At 49.7% G+C, this 5399-nt stretch carries 4 protein-coding genes and 1 pseudogene; 2 read left to right on the top strand and 3 right to left on the bottom strand.

Going from position 1 to position 5399, the window contains the following annotated elements; genetic code table 11:
• Positions 1 to 489: recombinase family protein (locus ACOTX7_RS23645; protein ID WP_241182558.1), on the top strand; the 489-nt coding region annotated here is incomplete at its 5' end.
• A 318-nt stretch (positions 490 to 807) separates the two neighbouring features.
• On the opposite strand, the gene ACOTX7_RS23650 is transcribed toward ACOTX7_RS23645, so the two are convergent.
• Positions 808 to 1464 carry a quinolone resistance pentapeptide repeat protein QnrS1 gene (locus tag ACOTX7_RS23650; RefSeq protein WP_001516695.1) on the bottom strand — a complete coding sequence of 219 codons (657 nt, stop codon included), beginning with the start codon at positions 1462 to 1464 and terminating at the stop codon, positions 808 to 810.
• A gap of 394 nt (positions 1465 to 1858) precedes the next feature.
• Here ACOTX7_RS23650 and ACOTX7_RS23655 point away from each other — a divergent pair.
• Positions 1859 to 3012, top strand: a pseudogene (locus ACOTX7_RS23655) (IS3 family transposase).
• A 48-nt stretch (positions 3013 to 3060) separates the two neighbouring features.
• On the opposite strand, the gene ACOTX7_RS23660 reads toward ACOTX7_RS23655, so the two are convergent.
• Positions 3061 to 3918, bottom strand: a complete 858-nt coding sequence (locus ACOTX7_RS23660) for a class A beta-lactamase LAP-2 (protein ID WP_012477595.1) — start codon at positions 3916 to 3918, stop codon at positions 3061 to 3063.
• A 64-nt stretch (positions 3919 to 3982) separates the two neighbouring features.
• A partial coding sequence (locus tag ACOTX7_RS23665) for a penicillin-binding transpeptidase domain-containing protein (RefSeq protein ID WP_421626171.1) occupies positions 3983 to 5399 on the bottom strand: 1417 nt, incomplete at its 5' end.

Consider the following 5399-nt stretch of genomic DNA (forward strand, 5'->3'; position numbering starts at 1 on the left):
CGGGAAGGGACCAGCGATGGCAGCATAGCTCACGCTGCCCCAATATTTTTTATGCTCTCGGTCGTATGGAAGCTGGACCGCCTCGGTCGTGATCTTCGTCATCTCATTAATACAGTGCACGACCTGACCGCGAGGGGGACCGGTCTGAAAGTGCTGACCGGTCACGGGGCGACTATCGACACAACAACGGCCGCTGGCAAGCTTGTCTTCGGTATCTTTGCCGCACTGGCGGAGTTTGAGCGCGAACTGATTGCTGAAAGAACGACTGCAGGTCTGGCATCAGCAAGAGCCCGTGGGCGGAACGGCGGCCGACCTTATAAAATGACGCCAGTCAAACTGCGACTGGCAATGGCATCAATGGGACAATCAGAAACAAAGGTCAGTACGCTATGCCAGGAACTTGGGATAACCCGGCAAACTTTGTACAGGCATATTTCCCCTGTTGGTCAACTGCGGGCGGACGGGATCAAGCTGCTCAACCGTGGATAATTTGAACGGACGGAAAAATCTGGGGTTCCGGCGTAGTACCCCTATCACCTCCACATTTTTGCAACAGTGCCTTATAAATGGCAGCCTTATGTTTACTTGCCAAGATGGGCTACCATATGATGTTTTATACTGAGCAATATTAATATTATCTTTAATGGAAAAATTAAGCCCACTAAGTGACCCACTGCTATATGGCTCTATTGTGAAGACGCCTGAGGGTAAAAATTTATACATGGTTGTCCCTATGTCTATTATTGCAAGGTTGACAATATTATTCGTTTTATAAATTTGAGCGTTTAAAATCACACATCAAAGCAATTAGTCAGGATAAACAACAATACCCAGTGCTTCGAGAATCAGTTCTTGCTGCCAGGCTGCAATTTTGATACCTGATGTATCGACTTTGCGGGGATCTAAACCGTCGAGTTCGGCGTGGCATAAATTGGCACCCTGTAGGCTAAATTGCCCCCAGACATCTTCGGAAAAAACACCTCGACTTAAGTCTGACTCTTTCAGTGATGCACCCGCTAGGTTCGTTCCTATCCAGCGATTTTCAAACAACTCACATTTTTCTAAACAAACCCTCTCCATATTGGCATAGGAAAGATTACATCCAGAAATAAATGCTGAGCAAAAGTACATACGATTACTCACTTGATGGGCAAAGTTTGTTCGGGAAAAGTTGGCACCTTTTAAATCACACGCACGGAACTCTATACCGTAGCAATTGGCATTACTGAAGTTTGCCATCGCAAGTTGGCATTGTTGGAAACTTGCATCACGAAGATCTGCGACATCAAAGTGGCAGCCTTCGATATCACCCTGTTCAATGAACTTGCAGTTGACGAATGTCGTATCACGCAAGTTAGCACGTCGAAAGTCGCTGCGAATGAATGTGCAAGCGGTGAAGGTGAGATCACTTAAGTCTTTATGTGAAAAGTTGTGGTGCCGATATGTATGATTGTAGGTTTCCATGAGTACTCCTTGTTGAAAGGAGGGCTAGACTACCATTATACATATGCCAAGACATTAAAATAAAAGCCTGTTACATCAACACATTACAACCCCTCAATTTACCTGTTTTAAGTGGTCAAATTGGCGCGTAGAGCGCCTATCGCTCTTGCATTGGCACGCGGCCCTGTTGAAAAAAGTTATTCGCTTTAGATAGGGTTAGGAGAGCCGTGCTTCGCCGGTAAAAAATCGGACTATCCGACGCAGGGCGGACTCATCGGCGGAGAAGCAAACTTTGACTATATCTCCCTACACTTGGAAGAGGGCTAGACTGGCCCCATAGATCACCAGACACTTCGACTCTCTTAAAATAAGAGGTAGTCTTGGAACTATGTTTAATACCAGTCAGAACGATAAGATGGTTGAAGTGTTATCAGGACCTGAGCGGCGTCGGCGTCGTACACCGCAGGAAAAAATTGCCATTATTCAGCAGACTATGGAGCCCGGTATGACCGTGTCTCATGTCGCGCGCCTGCATGGCATCAATGCAAACCAGATATTCAAATGGCGCAAGCAATATTAAGACGGTTCACTGACGGCTGTTGCATCGGGCGAGGAAGTGGTGCCGGCCTCCGAACTCGCTGCCGCCAATAAGCAAATTCGCGAACTCCAGCGCCTTCTGGGCAAAAAGACGATGGAAGCCGAGATACTCAAAGAGGCCGTGGAGTTCGGCCGGGCAAAAAAATGGATTGCGCATGCGCCCTCGTTGCCTGGGAACGACGAATAAGCGACGTTTGCAGAAGTCTTGGCGTGTCGCGTGCGCAGTTGAGCATTCGGGTTCACCGGCCATCTGACTGACAGGATCGCAGACGGCAGCCCCGTTCTGACGATACCACCGTATTGTCCCGGATAAACATGGCGGTGGCTGACCTGCCGACGTATGGTTATCGCCGTGTGTGGGCGCTGCTGCGACGGGAGTCGGAGCGGGACGGCCTGCCTGTGGTTAATGCAAAGCGGGTGTATCGCATTATGAGAACGCATAATCTGCTTCTTGAACGTAAACCCGCTGATCCTTGCCGTAAGCGGGCCCATAAGGGGCGCGTAGCAGTAGCGGAAAGTAACCGGCGCTGGTGCTCAGATGGCTTTGAGTTCCGCTGTGATAATGGCGAAAAGCTGCGGGTGACCTTCGCGCAGGACTGCTGCGACAGGGAGATCATTGACTGGGCAGCGAGCACCGGAGGCTATGACAAAGAAACGGTGCAGGATGTCATGCTGGGTGCGGTGGAAAAACGCTTCGGAAGGCAGTTGCCAACAGTGCCGGCGTTCGCCCGGTTGCTGGGACTGGAGCCTTGTACGACAGCAGTGCGAAGCCCGGAAAGCAATGGCATAGCAGAAAGCTTCGTGATGACGATAAAACGGGACTACATCAGCATCATGCCGAAACCGGACAGCGAGGCAGCGGTGATGAATCTGGCGGTGGCGTTCAGTCATTACAACGAACATCATCCGCATAGTGCACTGGGATATCGCTCACCACGGGAATATATACGCAGGAAGTTATCGCAACCGTAAGAGAGCAAAAACGTCTGGATATATAGGGTCAAATCCACTGTAAATATATTACCAGTTCTTAATTACTGAATCTCCGATCCCTGCAATATGCTCGTTGAGTTCATTCATAGATGAATGAGTATTTGTAATATACAGGACTACTATACGAGATGGCTTGCCTCCGGGGCCCAACAGTGCAACGATGCCCCGAGATCCGTGATCACCTGCTCCTGTTTTATCCGCTATCATCCAGCCAGCTGGCAGTACAGAGCGGAACAGAGGCCCGCCGACTTTATCTTCCTGCATCCAGCTTATTAATTTTTTTCGAGATTTTTCTGTAAGTACACTTTCGTTTAACAATTTTTGTAGCGTTTGAGCCATCGCTGCCGGAGTGGTGGTATCACGCTCATCGCCAGGCTTCGCCTCATTAAGGCTGGGTTCGTGTCGATCAAGCCTTGTATAACTATCACCAGTGCTACGCAGAAAATGAGTTAATCCCTCCGGCCCGCCAATAGTTGATAGCAATAAATTTGCAGCAGTGTTATCACTGGTGGTAATGGCAGCATTGCATAACTCAGAAACCGTCATTCCATCTGCAATGTGCTGACTGGTTAGTGGAGAATAGTCGTCCAGGTCATGCTTATTATAGGTAATTCGGCGTTCAAGTTGTTCAAGCCCTTTATCAACACGTACTAATATTGCTCCACATAACAAAACTTTGAATGTGCTCATCATAGGAAAACGTTCTTCACGGCGATGACTACTCAGAACCTTCCCGGATAAAAAGTCTATTTCAGTAAAACCAACCCGACCTTTGATATGGTCTTCTGTGCTTTGTATTGTATCAGTAACATTGACTGGTGTAGATAATGCTGGAGTACACATTCCAGCCAGTAAAGAGATTATAATAAGGCGGATCTTTTTCATATTAATATCCTTTTTAAAATTAAGTTAAGTAATAATAGATAAATAATGAGTAAACAGGCTCTGTTCAGCCGGACTGTCGGTGTACCACCGGAGCACGTAAAGCATCCGGTGCAATCTTCAGCCGGGTAAGCACCGGACCGATAATCTGGCCGAAGACAGGCGCCGCCACTGAGCCACCAAAATGCTGTCCCGCTTTGGGATTGTTAATAACCACAACCAGTGCCACTTCAGGACGGCTCGCCGGCGCGACGCCTGCCGTATAGGTAATATGCCCCCCGTCATATTTTCCACCGGCACCTAACTTCTCTGCGGTTCCGGTTTTTATTGCCAGACGGTAGCCCGGTACAGCTGCCCTTACGCCACTTCCGCCGGGTAACACATCACTTTCCATCATTCTGATTACAGCATCGGCAAGCTTCGGGTCCGCCACCTGCTCACCGTACACCGGCGCGGATAACCGTGTAACGGATAACGGATGATAAACGCCACAGGCCCCGAGAGTGGCATAGGCTCTGGCTAACTGGAGCGGGGTTACCCGGAGGCCGTAGCCAAAAGCGAAGGTGGCGCGCTCAATATCAGCCCATCGATGGCGACTGAACGGAAAGTAACCAGTACTTTCACCGGGAAGGCCCAGCCCTGTCGGTTTTCCCAGCCCGAAGGATGAATACGTTTTTACCAGCGCATCCGAAGGCATCGCCAGGGCAATATGTGAAACTCCGGTATCACTGGATTTCTGAAGTATGCCGGTCGGCGTCAGCGCCGGCCAGTATCCCACGTCCCGGATAAGATGGCCGTCAACCCTGAACGGCCTTGTGTCAAGAAGCGTGCTGCTGCTGATAATATGGCGGCGCAGGCCTTCAAGAATGACGAAGGGTTTAACCGTTGAACCCGGCTCAAAGCTGTCATTAATCGCCACGTTACGCATTTCAGCGGAAGTGGCACCGGAAAAACGGTTGGGATTAAACGACGGATAGGATGCCATAGCCAGAATTTCGCCGGTGTTTACGCTGACAAGCACCGCAGCGCCTGACTGGGCGTGATGTTGCTCGACCCCCTCCCTTAACCGGCTGTAAACAATATACTGAAGCACACTGTCAATACTCAGCCTGATCGCCGGTGCAGTTTCCGGAGCGTCATACTGGATCACGCTGATGACGCCCCCCCTGGCGTTTTTGCGTATTTTTTTCACCCCGAAGTCCTTTCTCAGAACGGTGTTAAAGCTCTGCTCAATACCACTCAGCCCTCTATTTTCGGCACCGGTCACACCAATGAGCGAGGCTGATGCCTCACCCAGCGGATAGTAGCGATTTTCATTGTATTTCTGACTTATGCCCGGCAGATGCAGCTGTGACACGGCCCTGGACAATGACAGGGGCGACTTTTTCTTCAGAAACAGGAATTCCTTGTCCGAATTATCTTGAATAGTTCTGCGAAGTGGCACTGTTGCAAAGTTAGCGATGAGGCAGCCTTTTGTCTTATTC

The organism is Enterobacter cloacae complex sp. IR5418 (assembly GCF_049238105.1).
Classification (GTDB): domain Bacteria; phylum Pseudomonadota; class Gammaproteobacteria; order Enterobacterales; family Enterobacteriaceae; genus Enterobacter; species Enterobacter hormaechei.